The sequence below is a fragment of the Streptomyces gossypii genome (assembly GCF_025165795.1).
In the GTDB taxonomy this organism is placed as follows: Bacteria; Actinomycetota; Actinomycetes; order Streptomycetales; family Streptomycetaceae; genus Streptomyces; species Streptomyces gossypii.
On sequence record NZ_JAJAGO010000019.1, the window covers coordinates 63,677 to 87,982 of the forward strand.

Consider the following 24,306-nt stretch of genomic DNA (forward strand, 5'->3'; position numbering starts at 1 on the left):
AGGGGACCCCATGAAGCACCCACACATTGCACTCACCGGACTGGCACGCAGCGGTAAGGACACCGTGGCCGGGTACCTGGAGCACCGATACGGATACACACACCTGGCACTCGCCGATGAGGTCCGCGAAGCAGCACTTCGCACAGACCCCATCATCATCCCTGATGATGAGCGTGATGACTGGGGGTCTGACCACATGCGGCTTGCTGAGCTAGTCAGCGGGCATGGTTGGGAGTACGCCAAGACGAATCCGGAGGTACGCCAGTACCTACAGCGTTTCGGCCAATCTATGCGTGACGTGGACCCCCGAATCTGGATTCGTCCGGTCCTCACGCAGGTGCTCAACGCCACAGCTCACGACACGCCGTGCGTCATCTCGGATCTTCGCTACCTCAACGAGGTAGACGAGCTTCAGCGGCATGGTGCCCTCACTGTGCGTATCGTCCGCCCGGACTCAGGTCTGCGGGGAGTTTCCGCAGCTCACGTATCCGAAACGGAGCTTGCCGACACAGAAACCGCACACACTCTTCACAACGACCGTCACTACCCGCACCTTTTCTCACAGGTAGACTCTTTGCTTGGCCGAATCTGACCTATCACCCCTCGTGGCCTATCGGCTGCGGGGGGTGTTTGCGTACATGGGTCATGATCGTGTAGTAAGGTGCACCTGACCTTCACAACCGACCAAGCACCCAAGGGGAACACAGTGGCCAGCAAGTACGACAAGGCGCGTGAAGAGATCACAGCCAGCATCGAGCGAGTCAGGGCGTTGCTGGCAGAGGGGAAGACACCAGAGGCAGACACCCTCTCAGATGAAACGGAGAGTCTCATCACCACACTGCCTAAGCGTGAGCAGAAAGCATGGACCCTGGATTTGGAACGTGTGTTTACAAACCGCCGCGAGCCCGCACCGCAGACCACCGACGTAGACAGGGTGCACGAAGGAACAACCACTCTATCGTCCGAGGACTGGCGCTCAGCCTCACCCGACGTAGAGGAGATCGCGCACGCGACGGCACGTGCTATGGCAGAGGGTGTTCGCAGTCATGTCAGCGCCAGTGAGGCATCCTGGAAACTGGCAGAGGGGATGCTGAAGCTCCGTCTCCGGGTACTCAATCAGAAGGACGTGCCGGACTTCCTGGTTCGTGACCCCCGCACTCGCAAGGCCGTAAGCGACGTGTACGAAGAGGCGGGACGCCCGTTTGTAGTCGCAGAGGGCAAACACCCTGACTACGACTCCCGCGAAGCGCTCAAGTCAGTGATCAAGGCGGTGCAAAACCGGATGAGTGACGTCATGGTCACCTACATCCGGGGACTAGACAACGACCCCGAAGAGTACGCCACGCGCTTTCCGATGGTGCAAGAGAAGTACCCGGAAGCCACCCCCAGTGAGGCCGTGTGGATGTACTACGAGACTGTAGGGCAGGCACTCCCGCGCAAGGGGACACTGGAGAGGCGACGGGAGGCGTATGAGGCTGCCGTGGCTGAGGGTCGCGACCCCGACGCTCCCCGCGAAAAGGCACTGGAGGCAGGCACTCCCGATGAGCGCGTAACGGCAGGTATCAAGCGGATGCGTGCGGACGTAAAGTCTCTGGTTCCGGAGGACGTAGCCAGCGCCAGCGATGAGGTCAAAGAGGAGGTAGTCAAGGCACTCAACGAGATCGCTAAGCAGATCCGCGAAATTGTGCCTAAGGCACTCTGACCTCCTTACGTAAGTACCTCCTAGCGCCCGTCCCTCACCACGAGGGACGGGCGCTTCGTCGTGTCTGGGCAGGGACCACAGCGAGGAAGGGTGTCTATGACGGAATGACGAATTTGACTAGGAAATCAGATAACACCTATACGCCTTAGAGCTAACCTCAAAACCCCCTTCGAATCGTCATAGCGTCATCCGGCCCCTTGGAAACCTCTGCGCTCCCCATCGAGTGCAAGCACACGACGACCCAAGGGGCACCACCGCATGGCTATCACCGTACGTACCCAACACATCGGATCCAGCCGATACTATGTGGCGCGGGAGACCGGCAAAACGGCAGTCACCGTACCTGGCGTCACCTCCGTTCTGGACGTCATCCCTAAAAACTACCTCCGGGACTGGTACGCCAAGATGGCTGCCGAACTCGCCGTCGATAGTGTCGACTTCGTGGCACGCATGTCGTCGTCTTCCCGCAAGGGAGCCGTTGACTACCTTAAGGCCGCTGCACCTCGTCACTCGGGTAGGCGTTCAGACATCGGATCCGCCGCTCACATTCTGTTTGAGCAGATCATCCGGGGGGATGCACGGGTCTCCGTGGCAGCAGCAGTCAAGGGAACGAAGTACGCGCATCTCGCCGACGACAGCGAAGCACTCGCCGAGACAGAGTGCATAGTTGACGGGTTTGAGGACTTCCTACAGGACGTCCAACCAGAACTTGTCTCCGCCGAAGACATTGCATGGTCTGATACGTACAGCTACGGCGGATCCTTTGACGCCCAACTGCGAATCAAGGTCAACCCTGACACCCGCGAGCTTGACCCACAGGGCACCCCAATGACCCTGATGTGCGACTGGAAAACCGGCAAGGCGGTCTACCCGGATGTCTCTCTTCAGCTCGCAGCCTACGCGCACGCTGACCGGGTTATCTCCGCTGACGGAACCTCCTACCCTATGCCTGAACTCAATGGCGCGGCCGTAATGCACGCCACGGAACTGAAGTGGGAGTTCAGGTCAGTACGTGCCGACGATCGAGTCTTCGCCTTCTTCCTGACGTGTCTCGACTTCTTCGCTGAGCTTCGTCTCTGGGAAGGTGAGGGCTATGGCCGCAACCGTATCCCCGGACTCAAGGACGAAGTTCTCGGCAAGGCTCTTGCCAAGTCCTCCCGTCGCGTCACGGGTACCGAGCGGCGTGCGTAGTGGACGACAACCCTACGGTTTTCGATGCCGTAGCCAATCGCGCTGAAGTCTTTGATATCGCCTACGCCCGCGTGCGCAGCAAGGATTGGCACGGCACTCCGAGCATTGACGAAGTGCTCGATCTGGCTAAATTCCTTCTCGGAGAGTGAGGGTCACCATGCTGAATGTCGTTGACGAAGAGGTCATGGATATCCTTCGGGAGGTCGTAGCGGAGAATCCGGACTACATCTACCGGGCCCCTCCGGTCGATCCGCCTCACGTGGCGGACCGTCAAATGAGCTGCCTCTACGTCCACACCGACGCAGACGGGAGCAACCCTCGGCCCGGCTGCGTTGCGGGTCACGTGATGTACCGGCTAGGAATTCCGCTGGACACTCTCAAGAGGTGGGAGGGTGTGGACGCGCTCTCACTAATGCAGGAGTTCACTGACGCTGACAAGTACACCCGCGAAGCGCTGGACGTAGCACAGACTCGGCAGGATGCGGGCGCCACTTGGGCCCAAGCGCTGCACGCAGCAGAGAAGGCATGCGGCCTCGAATAACCCTGGAACCCCCGGTTGCTTCGGCGCCGGGGGCTTTAGGGGGTATCACCGGATAGAGGAGAGAGCATGCTGAAGGTCGTTGACGAAGAGGTCATGGACATCCTCCGTGAGGTTGTGGCGGAGAATCCGGGGTACATCTACAAGGCTCCGCCGGAGGTACCTCCGCATGTCAAGGATGTAGACACCAAGTGCCACTACGTCCACACCGACCCGGACGGCAGCAATGTGCGTCCCGGTTGCGTAGTTGGTCACGTGCTGCACCACATGGGTATTCCGCTGGACACCCTGAAGCTGCATGAGGGGGCGCCCGCCACAACGGTGCTGTACCGCCTCACTGACGCTGACGAGTATGTGCGCTCAGCGCTGGAGATGGCGCAGACATGGCAAGACAGCGGTTATCCCTGGGCTGAAGCCCTGAATGCGGCCGAGAAAGCCTACGCCCCCGACGCATAACCCTGGAACCCCCGGTTGCTTCGGCGCCGGGGGCTTTAGGGGGTATCAGCACACCCCCAATCCAGGGAGTCATCATGGCCCTTCCCCGTAGCATCTCCACGTACGACGGCTCCACGGTCGAAATCTTCAATCACGGAGTCGAGTACGAATTGGTACTCCGCACCGCTAAGGGCGACACCATCGCCACCGTGTACATGGGTCGCAGCGAAGTGGTTGATCTCGTCGCTGACGCCATCGACATCGCTGACCTCCGGTGGTTGTGATGTGCCCCGACGGAGCACACAACATCGCCACGCATCAGCACACGGATTCCAGCGGGAACACCCGAACGGTCACTTACTGCACGTCTTGCGGAATGGAGTTCTGATGGACCTCTCAGACATTGAACTCGACATCCTTGACGACATGCTTGATGAGTGGGCGGACAGGGACCGGCACGGGCAATTGGAGAGCGAGCACCGATACGACTCGGCGAAGATCGAGGCTTTCGGCGCGCTGTACACGCGGGTCTATCTGGAGATCAAGCGGCGCCGAAAGGGCGGCAATCGATGACTGACAACGAACGTCGCGATCGGTACGCGGACGCGATGCGGTGCACGTGCGGGGAGACCGCGTGTGAGTCGGAGCTGTGTGACTGCGATGCGTACCCATGTCCCGTAGACCATGCGGCCGACGAACGCCGGGAGCGATACGCGGCAGCGATCCGGGAGAACGTCTACATAGCGGTAGGCGACCTGGACAAGTGCGCTGACGCTGCCATTGCCGTCGCTGACGCTGAGAAGCGGCAGATCATTCAGGACTCCGCCCGCATTGTCGAAAAGTGGGCGGACGCTTCAGAAGAGAACACCAGACTCCGCGCCGAGCTGGACGAGATCGCAGAGGAAAACGCGCGGCTTCGGGTTGACTTGGACCAGGTGAGGATGGGTCGCCGGAATGATGCATACCTGGCACGGGAGCACATCGCACAGCTTGAAACGACCCTCGATCGCGTCCGCGCAGTGCTGGAGGAACGCTACGAACATAGGGGAGTGGATGATCTAGCCAACTCGATCTTCAACGTGCTGTACGGAGACACCAATGTTTGACGACGAACGGCGAGAGCGATATGCGGCAGCGATCATTGAGCCTGACGGAGTTTTGTGGTTCATGCTCACGGAAGACGAGAAGCGCGCGGAGTACGCCCGCGCCGATGCTGCCATTGCCGTAGCAGACGAAGAGCGAGCCGACGACGCACAGGTGTACGGGGACGCCGTGTCCGCGTACCGGGAAGAGATTCTAGATCTCCGCAAGGAGTTCTACGAAGAGGCTACCCGTCTGCGCGCAGAGCTGGACGTCTGGAAGGGGCGGTATCGGTCATCGGTTGAGACGTACCGAGACGTGACGGCGGAGATCGCCCGTCTCCGCAGCGACTGCGAAATGTGGGAGCGACGCGCGCTCGCAATGGCAGACGCCGCAGAGAACCGCATTGCGGAAGTGGAGGAGGCACAGAGGCGTATGGCCACTATCCGTACTGAGCTGACGTCGCGTCAGCGGCAGATGGCAGAGGGAGAGAACCTCTGATGGGATGCCCTACGGACCAAGGGGACACCCACATGTACCGGGCAGCAGTCGTGAGCGCCCGACACGATCTAGACAGGTTCATGTGGGACACCTTCCGAACATCTCCATGGGAGACAGCGGAAGCATTTGACGCCTACACCCGAACAGTGTGGGCTGCCGCTATCCGGGACGCCGCATTGGCCATCATCAAGGAATCCCGAGACAGCACGGGCGGTGCTGGCCTGAATCCCACATGGGACATGCTGGACCGGCACACGTTCAACCTGGCGGTCCGGCTGAGGCGTGCGGCGGAGGAGTCCGAGTGATGTACGGCGATCTACGTGCCACCCAGAACCGGGCAATGCCGTAACGCCTAGAAACCCCCCACAGCATCCCGCTGCGGGGGGTTTCTGCTGTCTCGGCGCCCCTGGAAACCTCTGCGCTCCCTCGTAGTCAGAGCAAGCGGACAACGCGCCGCAGACGACGACAAGGGGAGACACACATGCTCGATAGCATCTTCGAGGCTGAAGAGGCGGAGAACGCCAGCAAGTACGAGCCCCATCGTTTCACCCTCAACCCTGGCATGCTCACCATTGGGGAGGACAAGAACGGCAAGCCGATTGACAAGCCGACATCACTTCCCACTTGGCGGTTTGTGTCCGAAGACCGGGACACCCTTTCCGCTCTTGCGGAGTTGTACGGCGGTACCCCCGAGGAGTTCACGACCACGAAGAAGACGGGGCTTCACCTCATCTCTGAGGCACCGACGATCGAGGCGGTTGTTCACTCTCCCTCTGACATTGACTCCAATCTGATTCTCTGGGGCCCCCACGGTCCCGCCCACAAGTGCGACGGGCGCGTTTATACCTCACGTGATGAGGACGAGGGTCAGCCGTGTGGTTGTGAGCGGTTCACTCCGGAGGAGCTGCGGGCGCGTGCTTCTTCCGGCAAGGGCGGTGCGCCGTTCACCGAGTATGAATTCACCCTGGCTGGCAAGGGTGATGATCTCGGCAAGGGCAAGTTCATCAACGGCGGAAAGGAGCCTTCCAATTGGAAGGCGTCCGCCACCGCTACGAAGATCCGCAATGCCGCTAAGAGGGCCGGGGAACCGATTCTCGTTGAGTTCCTGAAGGAGTTCTACTCTTTCACCACGGACACAGGCCAGCTGCGTGAGGGCTACCGCGCGGTTCTGTCCGCCAAGGGTACCTACTCTTCGGCCGTAGCCGAAAACCGCTAATGAGCACGGTCAACTGGTCGGGGCTCATGAGGGCTGCTACAGACGATGAGATCCGCTCTCCCCTCTGGGAGTTCCCGCCGGAGGTGCGTAAGGCAGTCCAGTCTGAGCGCAGACGTAGGTTCCCTGGCAAATACGACGACGGCGACGACAACGCCCCTGACCCCGAATACAGCTAGGAGCGTGGCATGACCGCACAGGAGTACGCAGACGCGCTGTCGGTGCTCATCCAGTCTGCTGACGCGGACGGGCACGCGGTGTACATAGACAACGACTGCTGCGGGTGTTCTCAAATGGAGCTTCGCGTGTCAATAACCCCTGACAGTGATTGCGATGCGGATCCCTCCGTGACTTTCCGCTGACCTTACCGCCCGGATTCGCTGACGCGGGTCCGGGCCATAGGCGGTAGGAGCTACGTAAGGGGAGATCATGCACTTGTACCTGGTGAGCCGCACGGATCACGTCGACTACTACGAATATGACGCAGTGGTGGTACGCGCCGAGAACGCATCCGCTGCTCTGGCGATCGTCTGCGCTGTTGAGACCGAGGACACCTACACGGTGAACAGCGTGTCGTATTCATTTGTAGATATGGCGTACCGGGGGTTCCACAGGGATGACAGTAACGCTGACGTGAAGCTCATTCCGCAGGACGGCGAGCCCGGCGTCATTCTCGCATCTTTCAACGCTGGCTAGGAGCACGCATGCGATACAAGGAGATCGAATTCACGGCCGCCATGCTGGTCCCGCTGGATATGTGGGAGGACGACCCTAGGCCCGAACGTTGGGTGCAGGCCAGCCTCACCTACGGGTGTATGCACCAAGACTTCAGTACGGGTATGGACGGAGTTGTCTCGGTGCGTGACTACGACGATGGGGAGGCCGAATGAGCGCACGCGATGAGCTGTTCGAAGCCATGACCCCCACGTACGCCACACAGTACGCACCGGGTGAGGCTGAGAGCGCAAACGCAATGCTGGACGCCTACCGAGATGAGATCCTCCGGGAGGCGGCTGACGTGTTGGACGCGAGATCCCCGGACCCCAATCCGCTGGCATCGATATTCAAGCCATACGTCGGCAGGCAGATGACCGAGGAGCTTCGCCGAATGGCCGCTGAATGAGCCCCCGCCAAATCCAGAAGCCGAAGCAGACCAGGCCGCAGAAGCCACCGCCCGACACCCGCACTCCGGGCGGAAAGCCCATGCCCTACTGAGGAGAGACGCATGACGGAGTTCAATACCGGCGACAAGGTGCGCACCCGGAACGGCACAGAAGAATGGACCGTCACAGCTCCCCCGGCGCCCGCTGTTCTGCTGACCAATCCGAGCGGGGGATACAAGGTGGCGTTCACGGAGCGGCTGACGATGGTTCCACCCGCCGACCCGCGTCGGGAGGCAGTTCGAATGGCCCTAGCGCAGTACCACGGGGTTACTAAGGCTGATGTGACCGCGCATGACTGGGAAGGTGCACTGGAGGAAGCTGACGCCGTGCTCGCTGCCCTCGATGCCCTGGCGGTTGAGTATCGCGACAACGACGGCGACATCTGGCGGGAGAACTCAGACGGCACGCTGAGCATGGTGCGCAGCGTGGATGGCGTGCTGGATCTGCGCAACTATCAGGGGTTCGAAGCGGCGAGTGTACACGAGCTTCACGGACCCCTCACCAAGGTGTAGGGAGAGGCATGACAGATTTCAAGCCTGGTGACCGCGTGATGTGGTACGACGAGGAGTACGAGGTGAAGTACGGTCCCTTCTCCAGGCCACACAGCGGACCGGAATACCTCCTTGCAGTGCCCGGAATGGCACACCACTACAGGGCAGCAGCGGAGAAGGTGACCGCCGTTCCTGAGCCCGATTCCCGCCGAGTGGCAGGCGCTAAGGCCCTGCATGCGTTCTACCACGTGAACAATAATACGTCCCCGTGGGATGAACTGGCGGATTGCGTCCAGACTACGTACCTGGAATATGCTGACGCCGTTCTCGCTGCCGCAGACGCCGTACAGGCCACAACCCTGGTGCTGTATCGGGATAACGACGGCGACACCTGGAAGGAAAACCCGGACGGCACATTCAGCATGGTTGCTTGCGTAAGCGGAGTCGACACCTGTAACTACCAGAACGTACCGGCCGAGGAATTCCACAGCGATTTCGGACCTACTGCAAAGCTCTAACCCTCTTCGCCCGGATTCGCTGACGCGGGTCCGGGCCATAGGGGGTAGGAGCTACGCCTACGGCAGGAGACAGCATGGCTACCGCATCAAAGCACACGACGACCGAGACGGTAACGAAGGAAATCACTACTTACACGCTGACGCTGACGGAAGAGGAAGTAGCGGGCATCAAGGAGGAGTACTCGGGACTCATCGGTGAGTACTCACCCGAGTACACGACAATGCACGCAATCCGCCGTGCGCTCTCACTGGCGACACCAGAGCCGCTGAAGAAGGGCGACCGAATCCGCATCACAGCCGACAAGGCGCACGGTGCTGCCGGTGACATCCTCACCGTGACCACGGGTACTCCGGATAGCGATGGTGACATTTGGGCGGAGGACCGGGAAGCGAATGCGTGGTTGATCCCGGCTGAGGGCGACGACAAGGGTTGGGAGCGGGTCGCATGAGTAAGCGAGGCACTATCTGCGACTACGCGGGAGACGAGATCCGCAAGGACGACGTTGTCACCTACGCCGCACGGCGCGGTAACACCGTCCGCATGGCAGACGCGGTAGTCATTAAGACCTACACACGCAAGCTGGGCGGACGCATTTACCCCATGCTGCGTCTCGCACCCACGGGGCAGGAATCGGGTTGGGTGGCGCGCGGCAGTATGCGTGTGGTCCACGTCGCTGCTGTTCACGTCCGGCGGGTGGCGACTGGTGAGGAACTGGGGTTCCTGTGAGGACTGTGCTTGTCAGTAGCTCCGTGTCTATGACCATGGGTGAAATCCGCATGCTACCCGCTGGCAGCCTCATCGTGATCAGAGCTGACGCGCGCAGGCGTAAGGACTGGCCACGGTATGTAGATGCAATCTCCGCTGCTGTGTCGCACGGAGTCAACGTTATGTGGAAGGAGAGAGATGACTGACAGCCTGTGGGGCCTCATGCAGATGGTCGCGGCAGTGAGCGCCATTCTGGTAATGCTCGTGTTCGTGATCGCCCTGGTTATGGGGCTTGTCCGCGCGGTGCGGCAGGAAAAGGCCAATGCCGACTTCCGCCGGGAGCTGCGGAAGTACAAGAGGTGAGCGCCAACAAGGACAAAGGCACTCGCCACGAAACGGCGGTAGTCAACTACCTCAACAAGAAGCTTGGCCGTATCACCGAGGACGGCCGGTTCAAATGGCCTATTGATTCCCGGAACATCAAGCGTCAGGCTCAGACTGGTCGAAAAGACGTCGGCGACATCTGGGCTTACCCGTTCATCCTTGAGGCCAAAGACGAAGCCCGTCACAGCATCCCCAGTTACATTCGGCAGGCCAATCAGGAAGCACTTAACGCCGGGACTGAATACGGGGCAGCCGTAGTCAAGAAGCGAGGCGCCAACATAGCCGACTCTTACGTCTGCATGGATCTCCGCACATTTGCTCGTGTTCTGGAGTCGCTCCGCCGACCCTGAATAACTTCCCACCAAACGGCCACCCCCGCTATGAGGGTGGCCGTTTGTGCTGGAAACCCTTGCACTCCCGAACATCAGACGGAAGGAGACACCGTGCAACTGCAAGAAATCCTCGACCGGTTCGAGTCGGTGACCGAAGAGGGAGACGGCGGGTACCTGGCTATCTGCCCTGCCCACACTGACAGCCGTCCGTCATTGCGTCTTTGGCGCGGAGACAACGCCAAGATGCGCGTTGTCTGCCGCGCGGGATGCGACAGCGGCGACGTCGTGAAGTCTGCCGGTCTGAGGTGGCCGGACATGTTCTCTGTCACCGGAGAGGGACCCAGGGTCCCCACCGAGCGGCCGACGATGGTCGGCGACAGTCATCTCGCTGAGCTGTCTCGGTACCTCTACAAGGCGTCGCGCGCGTACGTGAGCGGCTCCCCGGCTGCCGAGTACGCCAAAGAACGGTTCGGGGTCAGCCTCGCTCTCGCTGAGTCCCTGGAACTCGGCTACGACCCAGGAGACGGATTTGCACACACCCCCGCCGCGTACACCAGGAACCCACGTCTCGTGGTCCCTCTGCGGGGGTGCGACGGAATCCCACACGGTGTACAAGGTCGGGACATTGGTGGACAGTGTCCCGCCCGATGGGTCGGCCTGAGGAATCCAGACGGGCACCGTTGGGGGCAGTACGGAGTCTTCCTCACCGGAGACACCATGCGGTCCGTCATCATCTGTGAGGGCATGTCTGACCCCCTTACGGCAGTGGCGGCAGGTTATGACTCCATCGGCATCCGTGGCGCCGCTCTGGCAGGCACACAGGGTCTCATCGCTGAGCTTGCCGACAGCCTCCAGGGACGTGCCGTCTATGTGGCTGGAGACAACGACACTGCCGGTCAGAAGTTCAACGATGCCATAGCCAAGGGCATGGCAGCGCATGGGATCCAAGTGCGTGAAATCCGAATCCCTGATCTGGGCCCTAAGACTGACCTCACTAAATGGCGGGAGTCAGACCCAGATGCGTTCTCCGATTCTCTTGTCTCCGCAGTACTTGGTGCTCGTGTGCTCATCCCCAAGGAGGAGGAGATCTTGACCGGAACGGAATTGCGTACGACCACCGATGATCTGGACAAGCGGACTGGTGTGGATACCGTCACGAAGGAACAAGGGCGGGAGGCATTCCGGGTCATCACCGAGTGCGCGGCCCGGTACGGTTCCAATGACCGTGGGGAGGCATCTGACACAGCCAATGCGCATGCGCTGGTAGCGTGGACCGAGGGACGCATTCGGTATGCCGAGGGACTTGGTTTCCACGTGTGGGACGGACGCACCTGGAACCCAAGCAATGCACGGATGCGGCAGGAGATTCACCGCATGGGTGCTGCCCTCATGATGGATGGACAGTCCACAGCATCCCGTGGATTTGCGTACACCGTGCGTATTGACGCAATGATCAAAGAGTTGATGTCCGTACCGAGTGTGTACGTGGATGCGGATCAGTTCGACAGTCACGCGGAGCTGTTGTCATTCCGGAATGGTGTGGTGAACCTCCGAACAGGCGCGCTCCGGCCGCATTCCAAAGAGGACATGATCACAGCAAGTGTCGATTTGGACTACAACCCTTCCGCTACGTGCCCGAGATTTGAGGAGTTCCTGACTCAGATTTTCCCCGGCATGCCGGACATGCCTCCCTACCTCCAGCGGCTCATTGGGTACGGCATCACGGGTAGCGTGGATGAGCAGTGTTTCGCCGTGCTTTTCGGTAAAGGGGCTAACGGCAAGTCAGTGCTGTGCGACGTACTTGCAGACGTTTTCAAGGCTATAACCAGGGACACCCCTTTGTCCACTTTCGAAGAGAAGTCGTCCGGCGGAATCCCCAACGACCTGGCTGCACTTCGTGACGCACGACTCGTCACAGCGTCTGAGGGTGAGAGCGGAAAGCCGATGTCCGAGGGTGTTATCAAGAAAGCCACCGGGGACAAGAACATGACCGCTCGGTTCATGCGGCAGGAGTATTTCACTTTCACTCCCCGGTTCCTGGTACTCATGGCCACCAACCATAAGCCGCAATTCAAAGGGCAGGATGACGGGCTGTGGAGGCGGGTGAAGCTGATCCCGTTCAAGAGGTTCTTCGCTCCCTCTGAGCGTGACCATGGCCTACAGGCGAAGCTGTGGGAGGAACGCCACGGTATTGCAGCATGGGCAGTACGTGGGGCGGTGGACTGGTTTGCCGGGGGGTTGAAGGATCCCACGGAGATCGTGTCTGCAACGCAGGACTACCGGGAGACGTCCAATCCCTTGGACGGGTTCGTGCCCGGTCTGTACGAGATCGACAAGGGCAGCCGGGATAGCGTCAAGGGTGCCGACCTGTATCTAGACTACAAGGACTGGTGCGAGGCAGAAGGACTACCCCTCAAAGACCAGTGGCGCCGCAACACACTCTATAGACATATCGAGGACATGGGCGCAGGTAGGCGAAAGACCGCTGACGGTATCCGCCTATTCGGTATCCGCAAAACTCCGCTCGTTTCCTCCGACTCCGACCCCGTTGAGGATGACGGTACACCGGACATGTTCAAGGAAGGATGAGCGTGCGTGACTACGGCGGAACGCTGGCGGGTCTCCCATGGCGAGGCTGGACGATTGAGACAACGGAAGACCTCGTGCCGTTCTTCTCTTGGATCAAGCGACGCGCGGAGCACGGTGACCGAGTAGCTGTAGACACAGAGGGTCGCGGCTTGAAGGTCCTCAACGGTGAGCCCGGGTACGTCCGTCTCGCGCAGTTCGGCACGGTGGATGAATCCTTCACCGTGCCCATTGAGTTGGGGAAGCCGTTCCAGGAAGCCACCAAATGGGCACTTGAGACACTGCCTCGTCTACTCGGTCACAACTGGCACGGGTTTGATGCACTCGCCCTGCATAAGACATTCGCCCTCGATTACAAGATGCTCTGTGACAAGGCGCAGGATACATGGCTTTGGTCCAAACTCTGGGACCCACGGGGGGTAGAAGAGGGAGGGACGGGTGGCAGGCTTAAACCTCTGTCCGCTCACTTCATAGACCCTTCCGCCCCGGACACACAGGGCGGGTTGGAGGCGGTGTTCCGATCGCTGAAGTGCGGGCACACGAAGAAGAACCAAACCGGTTGGCGACACGTTCCGCTGTTTCACCCGGTGTACCAGGAATACGCGCACCTTGACGTCATCCTCACGAGTCGTCTTTTCCCACACCTACAGCGGGGGGTAAGCCGAAACGGGACCTCCACCAAACTGCCAGGCTACGAACACAATCTCGCGCGCATCTGCGGCAGCCTGACGATTCCCGGTCTGCTGGTTGACAAGCCGTACACGTCTGCCCTTTCGCAGCGTCTCGGTGAGGAATCGGAGAAGCACAGCGCCATCTGCGCCCGGTACGGCGTGGACAACATCAATTCCACGGCTCAACTCATTGCGGCCCTACAGGACATGCGGGAGGAATGGGACCGGTCCAACCCAAACGACCTGACTGACGGAGGACAGCTAGCCGTCAGCAAGCTTGTGCTGTCCCGGTTCGCAGACATCAACCCGCGTACGGGTGAGCCCCTGGAATCCAGGAAACCCAACCCTCTCGCTGCCGCAGTCATCAAGGCGAAGCGTGCGGGGAAATGGAAGACCGCGTATGCCGATCACTTCCTCGCAGACGTAGACTGCCGTGGCGCCATTCACCCCAACATCCGGACCATGGAGGCACGCACGGGCCGGATGTCTGTCACCAACCCGGCAGTCCAGACTCTCCCCGCTGGAGAGTGGTCTATCCGTCGGTGTCTGCTCATGGACCCCGGACACGTCGCAATCTCCGTCGACTTCGATTCAGTTGAGCTGAACGTTTTGGCTGCCCTGGCTGACGTGAGAGAGATGAAGGCAGCCATCCTCCGGAAGGAGAAGTTGCACAACACCACGTCGAGACTCGTGTTCGGCGAGGGTTTCACCAAGTCTCAATACAAGATTGGCAAATCGGGCAACTTCCTCAAAGTATACGGAGGTGGCATAGAGAAGCTCATGTCACAGACTGGTGCGTCTCGCGCGGTGTGCGAACGGTTCTTCTCTCAGTTCAATCGAGCTTACCCGGAGGTCAAGGAATACGGGAGAAGGTTGATCCGGGAAGCCTACGGCGAGAAACAGTCACGCGGGGGCAATCTAGCGGTTCGCACCATTACCGGTCGAGTCCTCCCGATGGACCGGGACCGCATGTACGCGGGCACGAACTATGCCGTACAGTCCACGGCTCGCGACTGCCTGGGCATGGCGCTCGTCCGCATGGACGAGGACGGTCTGACACCGTACCTACGCCTAGCCGTCCACGATGAGGTTCTGGCCTCAGCTCCCCCGGAGAATGCCGAAGATGTCGGACGGGAGATCGCCAAGCACATGAACTTCACGCTGAAGGGTGTTCCGATCACAGCCACCCCCGAGATTGGGGGGCGGAGCTGGGGCAGTCTGTACATGAAGGACGAACACGACCAGCTCATCCCCGAGTTGGCCGTGGCGCAGGATGAGTTCTACGCCGCGAATCCCGATGTGGCACACGCACGGGCAGCCGCGTAAGGGTCTCTAGCACTGGACGCACTTACGTAAGTACCCTCTTTCCTGTGATGTGGGTCACACGAATCAAGGTACTTACGTAAGTGTGCGCTCACCTATGCATCTAGGTCACGTTCCGGTAACGGTGTACAACCCCCGCCCGTACCGGGCCGCGCACACCTTCCTCACACCTCCGTGACCTCAGCGTCACCCACCATTGCATAGGCATGCGTTGTCACGCATGCGGGGTTTACGAATCACCCCCGATTGAACAGTTGCGCCATCGAATCCACGGGCGCACGCTCTGTCTCCCGCTCCGGTTGAGTGCACCTCCCGGAGTGGAACCGAACTACCTCCCCCACGGAGACCCCCTCTGGTCGGCACCGCTGTGCCTTGACCACTCCCGGTAGCTCACAGCGCTGGAAACCCTTGCGCTCCCCTGCCTCAGACAACGCAGCTACTAGGAGACACCGTGACTGATTTCGCGATCACTGACGTCCAGACCGCCCAGGCCGGTGGCCTTGAAGGTACGTCCGCAGCTGGACGCCTCATAGATGCGTTCGGACCCCGCATTCACTGGCACGCGTACAACGCCGCGACAGTCGGCGGGACCACCAACTACGACGTGATCGAGGACCTGGAGCAAGACGCGCGGCTCAAGCTGTGGCAGGCCCTCGACCGCTTCGAGGGCACCACTGAAGGGCAGTTCGCATCCTTCGCTGAAGGGGTCATCAAGGGTGCGGTAGGTATGTCCCGGCAGGCCGGTGACTCTCTGGTGTCCCGTGACACAGCCAACCGGTTTGAGCGCGCACTGCGTGCAGCCAACGGGGATGTCTACTTGGCACAGATGCTCGCCAGTGACCCCGACGTAATGGGCAAGCACGGACTGTCCACCGAGCTGGCGCTAGCTGCCCGCATGGCTTACCAGGGGGTCTTCTACCTGGACGCACCACTGCCGAATCAAGCAGACACGACCGTTGGAGACATGCGCGAGCCAAAAATCGGACCGGTCCTTGTGTCTGAAATTGGTATACCCGAAGACTTGATCGAACCCGCCGACATCACAGCAGCGCAGAACGCCCGTGAGCGGCGTGAGACCGTGCCTAAGGTCCACAGCGTGCTGTCCATGCTGTCCGCCACGCAGAGGCTCATCCTCCAGGCTCTGACCGGCATTGAGCCCGTGGCCTACTACGGCACCGAGAACGATGACGCACTGGCCGAAGACCACGGGCTTGTGCGCAAGCAGATCAAGGTCAACCGCAGCAAGGCCAAGTCGAACTTCGCGGCCAAGTGGATTGCCACCTACGGCGAGTGGTCGTAGTGGTCCTGTCTGCCAAGGGGTACCCCGTGCCCGTGGCGAAGCGGTGTTCGGGGTGTAGGGGGACGAAGCCGGTTGGAGAGTTCAGCAAGCACAAGGCGAGGGACGATGGTCGGCAGTCGTATTGCAAGAGCTGTATGCGGGAGACCTGCGCAGCCTGGTACGCAGTCAACAAGGACCGGGAGCGGGAGACCAGCGCAGCCTGGTACGCAGTCAACAAGGAACGGGCGCGGGAGACCAGCGCAGTCTGGAGAGCGGCCAACAAGGAACGGGCGCGGGAGAACCTTGCACGCTGGCAGCGCGAGAACCGCGACAGGGTGCGCGAGCACAACGCACGACGGCGCGCCCGCAAAGCCCAAGTCTGCACCGAACCCTACGACCGCGCCGCTCTCTTCGCTCGCTGGTCCCACACGTGCTGCTACTGCTCCTCCCCCGCCACCGACGTCGAACACATAACCCCAATCTCCAAAGGTGGTGACGATATCCTGAGCAACGTTACGGTGGCGTGCGCAGCGTGTAACTCTTCCAAAGGCGCCAAGACGCTTGCCCAATGGGCAGTGACGTTCTGATCACTACCTGCAACACCCTTACGTAAGTACCTCCAACCCAAGGAGCCCCATGGCCAAGAACGGCTACACCGAGTCCACCAACCCTGACGACTGCGGACACCCGAACATGCAGCCGGTCATCTACCGCACCGAGGAGGAGCCGACGAAGGATCAGCAAGGAGCTGAGTGCCCCGGTTGCGATGAATCTTGGCCCAAGTGACCGACAGGGGTTGCGGCTTCGGGAGGCGGTGTGCTCTACTAGGGGCACACCGCAACGAGGGAGCACACACCATGGCTTACTGCCCCGACTCCGACACCGTCCGCCTCAACGGCCGTACCCACCACCTGAGCTACCTCATCCCTGACGACACCTACGATGGGATGATCCACGATGCGGCCATGCTTCCTCTGCTTGCTGGATTCGCACGCCGTGCGCTGCTGGCGAGCATTGCCCGCTGGTACGGCGTGAATGACCGCATCGCCTTCCTGATCGCACGCGACATGTACAAGGTGCTTCGCTGACACACAGCCCCGATGGTGACCTTAACGGGTCGGGAGGTTCGATTCCTCCCCGGGGCACTCCGACCTACAGAAGGAGACATCATGCAGACAGCGAAGAATCTGAAGCGGGGAACGCGAGTCCTGATCAATCAGGACTCCGTGTACGCAGGAGTAAGCGGAACGCTTGAGCGGTCACAGACGCGCAACATCGCCGATTTGGGCCAACGGATGGAGATCGAAACCGTCATCATCAACTCCGATACAGGTGGGCAGTTCTGGGTCTCACCGTGCTTCGTTGACGTAGAAGACTGACACATAGCCCCGAGACGGAGCCGACCGGCTGCCGTGCGAGCGTCATAGCTCACTCGGGGCGCCATCCCCCACACACTTCTACGCAGGAGTCACTGTGCCCAAGATCCCTAGCATATTGCTCACAGTACTGGTGAACGTCGTCGGCTTCGTCATCATCTACGCAGTCTCCTTCGTCGTCTTCTCCGCAGTCGCATCCCTCTTCCGCTGACACGTCCCCGACATCTGGAGAGACACCCGTGAACACCTTCATCCGCTTCGTGATCCTCATCGGCGCTCTCGCGTCCACGGGATACGCGGAGTACACACTCGCCGCGCATCTGGGCTGGCATTGGGCTGTCGCAGCGACACTGCCGGTCGTCCTTGATCTGTACCTTGTGCACGCCGTGCGACAGGGGCAGGACGTCGCACCCGCTGTGCTCGCTGTGGTAGCCGCGTCAGCCACCTCTTACACCATCGCACACCCCATTGACCAGGACACTCCGGTGCGCATTGCTGTGTCATGCATCGCGCCCGTCATCCTGTGGCGCATGGAGGCGACAGCGAGGCGGAGTCGTGAGACGGAGCCGACACCGCCCGAGACACTCGCGCCAGTCGCTGAGACACCGTCTGCGACGCATGAGGCACCTAGCCAGATCATCCCCGTGTCACTCATCGACGATGACATGGTTACCGAGATGCGTGACACGCTCTCCCCCGTCTGGGACACGATCATTGGAACCCCCGCTGACACATCGGAACGTCTCAGCGACACCGACGCGCGCCGCATGGCTGAAGAGGCTTTCGCGGCCGGTGTGTCGGCTCGCGCTGCTGCTGAGTCGGTGACACGATCGGTCGCTACCGTGTACCGCTGGTTCCGGGAGTTCAAGGCTGAGGGTATCAAGCAGCTTGCGTGAGACACCCGCGTCATGCTCTAACGAGGTTCACGGAGAAGGAGGACCCAATGATCACTGCGACAGACGGCACGTACACCCCCCACGAGCGGGGAGCTAAGACACTCGCTGATGCTCGTGAGCTGAGGATCAACGGTGAGCGCGTGACTGCGTCGGTGGTCGGCTCCTCCGTATCGGTAACAGTAGGGCTGAAGATCGTGTACCAGGGTGATCTTCCCGTCCGCTGCAAGGGTCTCGCTGAGTTCTTTGAATGGATCGCCTTCACTGCAAATGCGTTCCTGCCCGTCGCCGACGACGACGACAAGTCAGGGGTCCTTGTGGCCGTACCTACGGCAGATGGCGGAACAGCTGACGTGGACATCGACGACGTGTATGAATTCTTCGAGATGTACACGGGGTTCCAGTCTGCGCGTAGGGGGTTTGAGAACGACCGGTCCGGCAAGATTCAGATGGCGATGCGTTTCAAGGCCAAGGAGCTAGGACTACGTCCGGCAGACGTCCGCCCCATTGCCCGCTGGTACCGATCGAATCGGTATGACCCGCGCATACGGGGACGCTGCCCCGTATGAACCTCTGCCGCTCCATCGGGTACACGTCCCCCAACGTGTACCCTCTTGGACCTACAGAGGGAGACACCATGAACGACAGTGACGACATCCCGTGCCTGAACTTCCGGAAGCCGCAGCATGACGTGCCGTGCGACCAGGACTACGGACACGCCTCTAAGTGCAACTCGTACGAGCGTGCCGACTACTACTCAGCCTCCATCCGCCGCAACCCGTGACCTATAGAGGAGACGCCATGACCACCACATCGATTTCCCTGCCCGGTAAGTTCCACACCGACACGCTGGCAGACGGCTGGTATGCCTTCATCAACTCCGGCGAGTACACCAGCGAGCAGCAGGATGCGCTGGTGAAGGCCCTTCTGGAGGCTCAGGTTGAGGCAGCGAATCGCATGCTGCCCGATGGGCACGTCTGGCACCACATGGTGGACGAGCTGGTCTACCCGGTAGGGGACGATAACGAGTTGGACATGTGCGAGATCCTGGCGGACGCCACCCAGGAAGTGATCGACTCCTTTGAGGCGATCGAGGCGCGCGTCATCTGAGCTGCGCAGCTCTACAGACCCCCGGTCATCCGATCGGGGGTCTTGTGCGTTCCGCCTGCGTCATGCTCTAATGAGGTTCCGCACACCAGAGGGAGACACCGTGAAGGTCTACCAGCGCACCGAGAACGGCACCGTCACAGAGGTCAGCGTGCGAGAAGCACTGGCAGAGGTGAACACGGCGATGATGGAAGGCAAGCGCTACGTACGCGAGATGTTTTCTGGGCGCGGACAGCACTCGATCGAGTACAAGGACGGCCGTTCCGTCCGGCTGGTAGAGGTGTACGCGCCAAGGGAGGAGTCGGAGCCGCGCGAGTGGCACGGTACGCACAGTACGTTCCACCACCTGCACCGCATGGACGAGACGAACCGCGCGCGATGCAATCGCCGCATCCGCGCCAACCTGGTACCCCCGTCAGGTGGTAGGGGCCCGTGGGGGGTTTTCAAGCGCACCCGCAGTGAGATCGAGAACGGTGAAAGCGCGCGCCTGTACACGTTCTGTCCGAAGTGCGCGACCAAGTGATGGCCACCCGCAAGCAACTCGACACAGACCGCGTGAGTACCCTTCTCCGCCGAGAGACGCGCATGGGTCACGAACTGTGGATGAGGATCCCACGGGATTCCATAGGATCCTTCCGGGAATTCGCGTGTGCCGTTCTAGGGGAACGCACAGAGGTCAGCTCCCGCTGTCTGCGAAATGCCGACTGGCAAGAGCTGTACGTACGCGTGTGCCGACTGTCAGGGGTCCCTCAGCCTGACGCTGCCGTAGGTATCCGCGTGCGCAGTCTGTATTGGGGCTGGACGGGCTCCCTGGTGGAGCCTCGGGGTTTCGGATACTGGACCGCACGCGCAGACAACGGAGTGACCGTACTGTCGGCACTGGACGATCTGGCACCGGAGTAGCATTGGCCGGGCTGACTACGATTCCCCTGCCACTAGGCGGGGGTCATCTGAGTTGCTCGGCCTACAGGCCCCCTCTTATGAGGGGGCTTTGTGCTGCCGCGATCTGGTACGTTCACGTGATCTCATACAAGCCCGCATCATCTTTGTACCACGCTCACCCTGGTACGTTCACGTGAACACATTCACAAGCTCTACGCGCGACCAAGAGGCCCGAGTTACGCACTCGGTACGCTGAGCGCATGACTAATCGACACGGGTACGAGACCGGTTCCCGAGATGAACTGGTGGCGGGGCTCAACTCCCTGTCAGACACCAGTCTGTTCTTCGGTAAATACGATCTGGCAGAAGCGGCCTCGACTGCGGCGCGCGAGTTGCTCGCCGGTGCCAGCGAGGCTCAGGCGGGGTACGTGACATACCGGGTGACGGATTTGGGTGACACACCCCACACGTAGCGCTACTATGGGAATCCGCCCGGTCATTCTGGGCCGGGCATGGACAAGGGAAAATCATGACCCTAGCGGACAGTCCTGAGGGACTGAGAATGTCGCTTACCTCCCCGAACGCAGCCGCGTGCGCCGAGTGTAAGCGACTCACAGACGACATTGACTACGCACCGGACGCGAGCGAGGCATCAGATGCCCGCGTGCTCCTCCAGCGCCACCAGCTAGCAGCACACGGAGCCGCCGCGTGATCCACGTAGGCGCACTGGTACATGATCTGACGACCGGTCAGGACGTCAAAGTGGTCAGCGTGACCGGCCCCTGCCCTTACCTGTACGGGCTGGAGATCCCAGGTAAGGGCGTGGCCTACCGGTACGCGTATGAGCTGCGTCTGCTGCCCCGCGTCGCAGTATCCCGTGAAGGCTGAGAAGAGCACACCCCCCACGGAGTACTGCGGTGCCTGCACCGGTCACGCAGTCGTCTGGTGTCCCCGCTGCCTTGGGTTCACCGGCTGCCGGGCCTGTGATGGCACACGGAAGGTGGCGTGCCCCGTGTGCGCCAACGGCAAGTACGGAGGAGGAAACATACGGTGGCGGCAGCCTCTCGCAGGGTGAAAGTCAGGGGCATCAAGCGCAAAGCCAGCCTGGCAAGGAAAGATGACCAGGCTACGGCGCAGCAGCGCGCGAACCGAGCAGACCTGGTAGCGCGCTTCCTGACGCATCAGCAGAGCAGATAGGAGTAAGTACATGTGCTGTGGCCAGCCGATGGAAGACGCGGGCAGCCTGAAGAGGTGCAGCGTGTGCGGCTTGACCGTAGGCGTGTGACCGCAGACCAGCCGTAGCCCCAAAACAGCCCGTCCATGTGCTCCCCCGTGGCGCATGGGCGGGTTTCTCTTTGCCACGACCGATGAGCCGCGCAGCGTCGGCCTCGCCGCTCGTCTGTGCCGCTATGCGGACCGTGGTCGTTCTGTACGGCCAGCGTGAAAACATCCGGGACCTCTTCCAAGTGGTGTGCACCCGCCCCTGGGGGGCCTTTGAAGAAAATGTGGTGCCGTCCTGCCGCCGCCACCTCCAGGGCACAGCGGGCCGCGCCCTGGCCGGCGACCTCGGACAAGTCCAGCGCCTGCTCGCCGCCGCGCGTTCCGCCCGGCAGGCCGGTCCTCGGCGCGGTGAGGCCGGCGAGCGGGGAATCCCTGCCGCCCGTAGCGGTGACCGGATCAGGGGCGTCGCCCTCCGGCGCCTCTTCATCCGGAACCGGCTCGTCGGTGAGCAACGCGATCAGCTGCCGGAGGCTGCGGACTCCGAGGACTGTGACATCGGGTACCAGTGCCGCCTCGGCGGCGGCCTGCTCGGCCACGACGACCTGCCGGTATCCTGCGTCCGCGGCGGCCAGCACCGCGGGCAGCACGCCGCGCACCGGACGCACCCGGCCGTCCAGACCCAGCTCGCCGATCATCATGAGGCCAGCGATGACGCGCGGGTCGATCCTCTCAGCGGCGCCGAGGACCGCGCAGGCCACCGCGAGGTCGAACCCGCTGCCGCTTTTGGGCACGGAGGCTGGGCTGAGGCCCACCGTGAGCTTCTTCTGCGGCCACTGCTCCCCCGCGTTGACCACTGCCGCGCGAACCCTGTCACGGCTCTCCACCAGGCTCTTGTCGGGCAGCCCTACCAGGGTGAAGGTGGCCACGCCGGGCTCCAGGTCCGCCTGGACCTCCACGACGACGCCTTCCACACCCAGCAGGGTCACCGAACACGTACGCGCGAAGGCCATCAGGCCACCCCTCGCGCGTGCTGTACCAGCGGCGCCCCGCGGCCCGGGACCAGCACTCCGACGAGATCGATCCGGACCCCGCCGACGGGTGGCCGGCCATACCGTGCCAGCCAGCGCTCGCCGAGCCAGCGGGACGCCAGTCGGCGCAGCCGTGCCGCCTTCGCGGGAGTCATGGCTGCCATCGGATGCTCGTACACGCCGAGCCGCCTGGTCTTCACCTCGCAGATGACGAGGGCGTCCGCGTCTCTCGCGACGATGTCGACTTCTCCGTCGGCACAGCGCCAGTTGCGGTCCAGAATGGTCAAACCGCTCTCGCGCAGTCTGCGCGCGGCCACATCCTCGCCATAGCGGCCGAGTGCTCCACGGGCGTTCATGGTCACCACCTCCGGCACCGACTGTGACGGCAACGGCGGCATTTCGGTGATCCGGCTGTTTTCCAGTGGATAACCTACTGGCTGGGGATAACTCGGTCACCCTCACGGAGTAAGGCCGCGGACCTTCGCAGCGAACGCTTCCGGTTCAGCCCTTGAAGCCGGAGTCCTCGGGCAGATCGAGTTCGCTCTTGTTGAGCTCCTCGACGTTCACGTCCTTGAAGGTGAGCACGCGCACCTGCTTCACGAAGCGGGCCGGACGGTACATGTCCCAGACCCAGGCGTCAGCCATGGACACCTCGAAGAAGACCTCGCCCTGCACCGAGTGCACCTGCATCTCGTAGTCGTTGGTGAGGTAGAAGCGCCGCTCGGTCTCGATCACGTACTTGAACAGACCGACGACGTCGCGATACTCCCGGTAGAGCTTGAGCTCCATCTCGGTCTCGTACTTCTCGAGGTCCTCGGCGCTCATGGCATGTTCCCCTTCAGCCGTGCGTCCCCCCATTGTGCGTCAGCGCTGAATCGCGCGTCAGCCCTGAGGGCGACTGCGTGGGGTGCGTGCCCTGCGGCGCGCTATCGGGCCGTGGGCGGCTCCGCCGAGAATGAGCACCACGCCTGTCACGATCGCGAGTACCAGCGGCTTCAGCGGCCCCTCGTCGGAGACCCCTCCTGGCAGGGCGGCGAAGGACTCAGGGCGGGAGATCGTGCCGAAGCTCGCCATCGGCCAGGCGACGGCGTCCACCCGGGCGTCAACCGCCGACCGGTCGACAGCCCAGTGATCGCTGTCCAGGCGTACCCGCGAATCCTGGGATCCGCGTCGCTGATCGCCGAGCAGGAAGAGCTTGCCCTCGGGCACCGTCTCCTCGAAACCGGTGTCCGAGGCGGGGCCGCCGTCACTCAGATACGGCTCGTCCACGGCCTTGCCGTTGATGGTGAGCCGTCCTTGCTTGTCGCAGCAGGCGACGGTGTCCCCGCCCACCCCCACGACCCGCTTCACCATCGGCAGGTCGCCCCAGACGGAGTCCTGGAAGACCACGACATCGCCGCGGCGTACGGCGCCGCCGTCGGTGCGCTCGGCCAGCACCCGGTCGCCGGCCTTCACGGTGGGGTCCATCGAGTCGGTGGGCACGGTGTAAGGCTGGTAGACGAGCGCTCCCCAGACGAATCCGCCCAGGAAGAGGACACATCCCAGTGCCACGGCGAGCCCGGACAGCAGCTGCCCTCGGCGCCCTGTCCCCGGAGCGCGCGTACGTCCTGCTGTGCCCATCCGTGTACTCCCGGGTGCTCGCCTCGTAGACCCGCTCCTGCTGGTCTGGGCGCACCCTACCGGGGC

At 61.7% G+C, this 24,306-nt stretch carries 36 protein-coding genes and 1 pseudogene; 33 read left to right on the forward strand and 4 right to left on the reverse strand.

Annotated elements, in window-relative coordinates:
* Nucleotides 1-10 precede the first annotated feature (10 nt).
* From LHJ74_RS30815 to LHJ74_RS30975, 33 genes are all read left to right on the forward strand, one after another.
* Complete coding sequence (locus LHJ74_RS30815) at nt 11-592, forward strand: deoxynucleotide monophosphate kinase family protein (protein ID WP_260221555.1); 582 nt, start codon at nt 11-13, stop codon at nt 590-592.
* Between the two features lie 114 nt (nt 593-706).
* Entirely contained in the window at nt 707-1,702 is a 996-nt protein-coding gene (locus LHJ74_RS30820) for a hypothetical protein (protein ID WP_260221556.1), read from the forward strand.
* 258 nt (nt 1,703-1,960) lie between these two features.
* Nucleotides 1,961-2,893, forward strand: a complete 933-nt coding sequence (locus LHJ74_RS30825) for a hypothetical protein (protein ID WP_260221557.1) — start codon at nt 1,961-1,963, stop codon at nt 2,891-2,893.
* A complete protein-coding gene (locus LHJ74_RS30830) occupies nt 2,893-3,042 on the forward strand; it encodes a hypothetical protein (RefSeq protein ID WP_260221558.1) in 150 nt (49 codons plus the stop codon). The genes LHJ74_RS30825 and LHJ74_RS30830 overlap by 1 nt, the downstream gene beginning before the upstream one ends.
* 8 nt (nt 3,043-3,050) lie before the next feature.
* Nucleotides 3,051-3,434 carry a hypothetical protein gene (locus LHJ74_RS30835; RefSeq protein WP_260221559.1) on the forward strand — a complete coding sequence of 128 codons (384 nt, stop codon included), beginning with the start codon at nt 3,051-3,053 and terminating at the stop codon, nt 3,432-3,434.
* Nucleotides 3,435-3,500: 66 nt separating this feature from the next.
* Complete coding sequence (locus LHJ74_RS30840; protein ID WP_260221560.1) at nt 3,501-3,887, forward strand: hypothetical protein; 387 nt, start codon at nt 3,501-3,503, stop codon at nt 3,885-3,887.
* Nucleotides 3,888-3,961: 74 nt separating this feature from the next.
* The gene (locus LHJ74_RS30845) at nt 3,962-4,150 is read left to right on the forward strand and encodes a hypothetical protein (protein ID WP_260221561.1); all 189 of its coding nucleotides are present in this window, start codon (nt 3,962-3,964) and stop codon (nt 4,148-4,150) included.
* A 103-nt stretch (nt 4,151-4,253) separates the two neighbouring features.
* On the forward strand, nt 4,254-4,439 hold the full coding sequence (locus LHJ74_RS30850; protein ID WP_260221562.1) for a hypothetical protein: 186 nt from the start codon (nt 4,254-4,256) through the stop codon (nt 4,437-4,439).
* On the forward strand, nt 4,436-4,972 hold the full coding sequence (locus LHJ74_RS30855; RefSeq protein WP_260221563.1) for a hypothetical protein: 537 nt from the start codon (nt 4,436-4,438) through the stop codon (nt 4,970-4,972). Before LHJ74_RS30850 ends, LHJ74_RS30855 begins: the two co-directional genes overlap by 4 nt.
* Nucleotides 4,965-5,447, forward strand: a complete 483-nt coding sequence (locus LHJ74_RS30860; protein WP_260221564.1) for a hypothetical protein — start codon at nt 4,965-4,967, stop codon at nt 5,445-5,447. Before LHJ74_RS30855 ends, LHJ74_RS30860 begins: the two co-directional genes overlap by 8 nt.
* A 481-nt stretch (nt 5,448-5,928) precedes the next feature.
* Nucleotides 5,929-6,663: a recombination directionality factor gene (locus LHJ74_RS30865; protein ID WP_260221565.1), complete on the forward strand. Its 735-nt coding sequence runs from the start codon at nt 5,929-5,931 to the stop codon at nt 6,661-6,663.
* A 426-nt stretch (nt 6,664-7,089) separates the two neighbouring features.
* Nucleotides 7,090-7,356: a hypothetical protein gene (locus tag LHJ74_RS30870; RefSeq protein WP_260221567.1), complete on the forward strand. Its 267-nt coding sequence runs from the start codon at nt 7,090-7,092 to the stop codon at nt 7,354-7,356.
* An 8-nt stretch (nt 7,357-7,364) separates the two neighbouring features.
* Complete coding sequence (locus LHJ74_RS30875; protein ID WP_260221568.1) at nt 7,365-7,550, forward strand: hypothetical protein; 186 nt, start codon at nt 7,365-7,367, stop codon at nt 7,548-7,550.
* The gene (locus LHJ74_RS30880; protein ID WP_260221569.1) at nt 7,547-7,783 is read left to right on the forward strand and encodes a hypothetical protein; all 237 of its coding nucleotides are present in this window, start codon (nt 7,547-7,549) and stop codon (nt 7,781-7,783) included. The genes LHJ74_RS30875 and LHJ74_RS30880 overlap by 4 nt, the downstream gene beginning before the upstream one ends.
* Before the next feature lie 102 nt (nt 7,784-7,885).
* On the forward strand, nt 7,886-8,335 hold the full coding sequence (locus LHJ74_RS30885) for a hypothetical protein (RefSeq protein ID WP_260221570.1): 450 nt from the start codon (nt 7,886-7,888) through the stop codon (nt 8,333-8,335).
* Nucleotides 8,336-8,343: 8 nt separating this feature from the next.
* Entirely contained in the window at nt 8,344-8,832 is a 489-nt protein-coding gene (locus LHJ74_RS30890) for a hypothetical protein (RefSeq protein ID WP_260221571.1), read from the forward strand.
* 74 nt (nt 8,833-8,906) lie between these two features.
* A complete protein-coding gene (locus tag LHJ74_RS30895; RefSeq protein WP_260221572.1) occupies nt 8,907-9,281 on the forward strand; it encodes a hypothetical protein in 375 nt (124 codons plus the stop codon).
* On the forward strand, nt 9,278-9,559 hold the full coding sequence (locus tag LHJ74_RS30900; RefSeq protein WP_260221573.1) for a hypothetical protein: 282 nt from the start codon (nt 9,278-9,280) through the stop codon (nt 9,557-9,559). Before LHJ74_RS30895 ends, LHJ74_RS30900 begins: the two co-directional genes overlap by 4 nt.
* 177 nt (nt 9,560-9,736) lie before the next feature.
* Nucleotides 9,737-9,901: a hypothetical protein gene (locus LHJ74_RS30905; protein WP_260221574.1), complete on the forward strand. Its 165-nt coding sequence runs from the start codon at nt 9,737-9,739 to the stop codon at nt 9,899-9,901.
* Nucleotides 9,898-10,272: a hypothetical protein gene (locus LHJ74_RS30910; RefSeq protein ID WP_260221575.1), complete on the forward strand. Its 375-nt coding sequence runs from the start codon at nt 9,898-9,900 to the stop codon at nt 10,270-10,272. The genes LHJ74_RS30905 and LHJ74_RS30910 overlap by 4 nt, the downstream gene beginning before the upstream one ends.
* Before the next feature lie 93 nt (nt 10,273-10,365).
* Nucleotides 10,366-12,843 carry a phage/plasmid primase, P4 family gene (locus LHJ74_RS30915; RefSeq protein ID WP_260221576.1) on the forward strand — a complete coding sequence of 826 codons (2,478 nt, stop codon included), beginning with the start codon at nt 10,366-10,368 and terminating at the stop codon, nt 12,841-12,843.
* Between the two features lie 2 nt (nt 12,844-12,845).
* Nucleotides 12,846-14,837 carry a DNA polymerase gene (locus LHJ74_RS30920; protein ID WP_260221577.1) on the forward strand — a complete coding sequence of 664 codons (1,992 nt, stop codon included), beginning with the start codon at nt 12,846-12,848 and terminating at the stop codon, nt 14,835-14,837.
* Between the two features lie 448 nt (nt 14,838-15,285).
* Complete coding sequence (locus LHJ74_RS30925) at nt 15,286-16,134, forward strand: sigma factor (protein WP_260221578.1); 849 nt, start codon at nt 15,286-15,288, stop codon at nt 16,132-16,134.
* Nucleotides 16,135-16,160: 26 nt separating this feature from the next.
* Nucleotides 16,161-16,700, forward strand: coding sequence for an HNH endonuclease (locus LHJ74_RS30930; protein ID WP_260221588.1), 540 nt, complete (start codon nt 16,161-16,163; stop codon nt 16,698-16,700).
* 49 nt (nt 16,701-16,749) lie between these two features.
* Nucleotides 16,750-16,899: a hypothetical protein gene (locus LHJ74_RS30935; protein ID WP_260221589.1), complete on the forward strand. Its 150-nt coding sequence runs from the start codon at nt 16,750-16,752 to the stop codon at nt 16,897-16,899.
* A 71-nt stretch (nt 16,900-16,970) separates the two neighbouring features.
* Nucleotides 16,971-17,201 (forward strand): hypothetical protein, encoded by a 231-nt coding sequence (locus LHJ74_RS30940; protein WP_260221590.1) that lies wholly within the window; start codon nt 16,971-16,973, stop codon nt 17,199-17,201.
* Nucleotides 17,202-17,282: 81 nt separating this feature from the next.
* On the forward strand, nt 17,283-17,492 hold the full coding sequence (locus tag LHJ74_RS30945) for a hypothetical protein (protein WP_260221591.1): 210 nt from the start codon (nt 17,283-17,285) through the stop codon (nt 17,490-17,492).
* Between the two features lie 236 nt (nt 17,493-17,728).
* Nucleotides 17,729-18,385, forward strand: coding sequence for a helix-turn-helix domain-containing protein (locus LHJ74_RS30950; protein ID WP_260221592.1), 657 nt, complete (start codon nt 17,729-17,731; stop codon nt 18,383-18,385).
* A 47-nt stretch (nt 18,386-18,432) separates the two neighbouring features.
* Entirely contained in the window at nt 18,433-18,951 is a 519-nt protein-coding gene (locus LHJ74_RS30955) for a hypothetical protein (RefSeq protein WP_260221593.1), read from the forward strand.
* Between the two features lie 68 nt (nt 18,952-19,019).
* A complete protein-coding gene (locus LHJ74_RS30960) occupies nt 19,020-19,166 on the forward strand; it encodes a hypothetical protein (protein WP_260221594.1) in 147 nt (48 codons plus the stop codon).
* 17 nt (nt 19,167-19,183) lie between these two features.
* Nucleotides 19,184-19,492 (forward strand): hypothetical protein, encoded by a 309-nt coding sequence (locus LHJ74_RS30965; RefSeq protein WP_260221595.1) that lies wholly within the window; start codon nt 19,184-19,186, stop codon nt 19,490-19,492.
* A gap of 100 nt (nt 19,493-19,592) precedes the next feature.
* Nucleotides 19,593-20,012, forward strand: coding sequence for a hypothetical protein (locus LHJ74_RS30970; protein ID WP_260221596.1), 420 nt, complete (start codon nt 19,593-19,595; stop codon nt 20,010-20,012).
* A gap of 619 nt (nt 20,013-20,631) precedes the next feature.
* Nucleotides 20,632-20,844, forward strand: a complete 213-nt coding sequence (locus LHJ74_RS30975; RefSeq protein WP_260221597.1) for a hypothetical protein — start codon at nt 20,632-20,634, stop codon at nt 20,842-20,844.
* 984 nt (nt 20,845-21,828) lie between these two features.
* Here the strand turns inward: LHJ74_RS30975 and LHJ74_RS30980 are convergent.
* From LHJ74_RS30980 to lepB, 4 genes and pseudogenes are all read right to left on the reverse strand, one after another.
* Nucleotides 21,829-22,602 (reverse strand): annotated as a pseudogene (locus LHJ74_RS30980) (magnesium chelatase domain-containing protein); the annotation flags it as partial.
* Nucleotides 22,602-22,976, reverse strand: a complete 375-nt coding sequence (locus LHJ74_RS30985) for a YraN family protein (protein ID WP_260221598.1) — start codon at nt 22,974-22,976, stop codon at nt 22,602-22,604. The pseudogene LHJ74_RS30980 and the gene LHJ74_RS30985, both read right to left, overlap by 1 nt.
* Nucleotides 22,977-23,121: 145 nt before the next feature.
* Entirely contained in the window at nt 23,122-23,445 is a 324-nt protein-coding gene (locus LHJ74_RS30990; RefSeq protein ID WP_260221599.1) for a DUF2469 domain-containing protein, read from the reverse strand.
* A gap of 57 nt (nt 23,446-23,502) precedes the next feature.
* A complete protein-coding gene (gene lepB, locus LHJ74_RS30995) occupies nt 23,503-24,240 on the reverse strand; it encodes a signal peptidase I (protein WP_260221600.1) in 738 nt (245 codons plus the stop codon).
* Between the last annotated feature and the right edge of the window lie 66 nt (nt 24,241-24,306).

Bases quoted from the DNA above. Each gene is read 5' to 3' on its own strand.
- LHJ74_RS30815 (WP_260221555.1), top strand. From the start codon at position 11: ATGAAGCACCCACACATTGCACTCACCGGACTGGCACGCAGCGGTAAG.
- LHJ74_RS30825 (WP_260221557.1), top strand. From the start codon at position 1,961: ATGGCTATCACCGTACGTACCCAACACATCGGATCCAGCCGATACTAT.
- LHJ74_RS30835 (WP_260221559.1), top strand. From the start codon at position 3,051: ATGCTGAATGTCGTTGACGAAGAGGTCATGGATATCCTTCGGGAGGTC.
- LHJ74_RS30840 (WP_260221560.1), top strand. From the start codon at position 3,501: ATGCTGAAGGTCGTTGACGAAGAGGTCATGGACATCCTCCGTGAGGTT.
- LHJ74_RS30845 (WP_260221561.1), top strand. From the start codon at position 3,962: ATGGCCCTTCCCCGTAGCATCTCCACGTACGACGGCTCCACGGTCGAA.
- LHJ74_RS30850 (WP_260221562.1), top strand. From the start codon at position 4,254: ATGGACCTCTCAGACATTGAACTCGACATCCTTGACGACATGCTTGAT.
- LHJ74_RS30855 (WP_260221563.1), top strand. From the start codon at position 4,436: ATGACTGACAACGAACGTCGCGATCGGTACGCGGACGCGATGCGGTGC.
- LHJ74_RS30860 (WP_260221564.1), top strand. From the start codon at position 4,965: ATGTTTGACGACGAACGGCGAGAGCGATATGCGGCAGCGATCATTGAG.
- LHJ74_RS30865 (WP_260221565.1), top strand. From the start codon at position 5,929: ATGCTCGATAGCATCTTCGAGGCTGAAGAGGCGGAGAACGCCAGCAAG.
- LHJ74_RS30870 (WP_260221567.1), top strand. From the start codon at position 7,090: ATGCACTTGTACCTGGTGAGCCGCACGGATCACGTCGACTACTACGAA.
- LHJ74_RS30875 (WP_260221568.1), top strand. From the start codon at position 7,365: ATGCGATACAAGGAGATCGAATTCACGGCCGCCATGCTGGTCCCGCTG.
- LHJ74_RS30880 (WP_260221569.1), top strand. From the start codon at position 7,547: ATGAGCGCACGCGATGAGCTGTTCGAAGCCATGACCCCCACGTACGCC.
- LHJ74_RS30885 (WP_260221570.1), top strand. From the start codon at position 7,886: ATGACGGAGTTCAATACCGGCGACAAGGTGCGCACCCGGAACGGCACA.
- LHJ74_RS30890 (WP_260221571.1), top strand. From the start codon at position 8,344: ATGACAGATTTCAAGCCTGGTGACCGCGTGATGTGGTACGACGAGGAG.
- LHJ74_RS30895 (WP_260221572.1), top strand. From the start codon at position 8,907: ATGGCTACCGCATCAAAGCACACGACGACCGAGACGGTAACGAAGGAA.
- LHJ74_RS30900 (WP_260221573.1), top strand. From the start codon at position 9,278: ATGAGTAAGCGAGGCACTATCTGCGACTACGCGGGAGACGAGATCCGC.
- LHJ74_RS30905 (WP_260221574.1), top strand. From the start codon at position 9,737: ATGACTGACAGCCTGTGGGGCCTCATGCAGATGGTCGCGGCAGTGAGC.
- LHJ74_RS30935 (WP_260221589.1), top strand. From the start codon at position 16,750: ATGGCCAAGAACGGCTACACCGAGTCCACCAACCCTGACGACTGCGGA.
- LHJ74_RS30940 (WP_260221590.1), top strand. From the start codon at position 16,971: ATGGCTTACTGCCCCGACTCCGACACCGTCCGCCTCAACGGCCGTACC.
- LHJ74_RS30945 (WP_260221591.1), top strand. From the start codon at position 17,283: ATGCAGACAGCGAAGAATCTGAAGCGGGGAACGCGAGTCCTGATCAAT.
- LHJ74_RS30955 (WP_260221593.1), top strand. From the start codon at position 18,433: ATGATCACTGCGACAGACGGCACGTACACCCCCCACGAGCGGGGAGCT.
- LHJ74_RS30960 (WP_260221594.1), top strand. From the start codon at position 19,020: ATGAACGACAGTGACGACATCCCGTGCCTGAACTTCCGGAAGCCGCAG.
- LHJ74_RS30965 (WP_260221595.1), top strand. From the start codon at position 19,184: ATGACCACCACATCGATTTCCCTGCCCGGTAAGTTCCACACCGACACG.
- LHJ74_RS30975 (WP_260221597.1), top strand. From the start codon at position 20,632: ATGACTAATCGACACGGGTACGAGACCGGTTCCCGAGATGAACTGGTG.
- LHJ74_RS30985 (WP_260221598.1), bottom strand. From the start codon at position 22,976: ATGAACGCCCGTGGAGCACTCGGCCGCTATGGCGAGGATGTGGCCGCG.
- LHJ74_RS30990 (WP_260221599.1), bottom strand. From the start codon at position 23,445: ATGAGCGCCGAGGACCTCGAGAAGTACGAGACCGAGATGGAGCTCAAG.
- lepB (WP_260221600.1), bottom strand. From the start codon at position 24,240: ATGGGCACAGCAGGACGTACGCGCGCTCCGGGGACAGGGCGCCGAGGG.